Here is a 433-nt window from a genome sequence, read left to right as displayed (position 1 = left end):
CGAAGGTGGGACTGGCGATTGGGACGAAGTCGTAACAAGGTAGCCGTACCGGAAGGTGCGGCTGGATCACCTCCTTTCTAAGGAGCATCTAGGCCGCCAAGTTCACTTGGTGGTCCAGGGCCATTACGTCGGCAGATGTCCGACGGTGGTTGCTCAAGGGTGGAACGTTGATTATTCGGCCGGGGTCTGGGTCACAGGCTTGCGAGTACTGCTCTTCGGGGCGTGGAAAGCATGACCTGAGGACAGGAACTGGTCGGGCACGCTGTTGGGTGTCTGAGGGCACGGCCGCAAGGTCGCCTTCAGTGCCGACCCCAGTGTACTCGGACTACTGGTCCGGGGTGATGGGTGGTTGGTCGTTGTTTGAGAACTGCACAGTGGACGCGAGCATCTGTGGCCAAGTTTTTAAGGGCGCACGGTGGATGCCTTGGCACCA

1 rRNA gene is annotated in these 433 nt (G+C 59.6%); it reads left to right on the top strand.

Annotated elements, in window-relative coordinates:
- A 16S ribosomal RNA gene (locus OO70_RS50715) occupies positions 1 to 77 on the top strand; the annotation flags it as partial.
- Positions 78 to 433 lie beyond the last annotated feature (356 nt).

Origin of the sequence: Streptomyces xylophagus, assembly GCF_000716435.1 — a bacterium.
GTDB classification, from domain to species: Bacteria; Actinomycetota; Actinomycetes; order Streptomycetales; family Streptomycetaceae; genus Streptomyces; species Streptomyces xylophagus.
The sequence above is the reverse complement of the archived record's forward strand: the minus strand, read 5'-3'. Positions and strand labels throughout refer to the sequence as shown.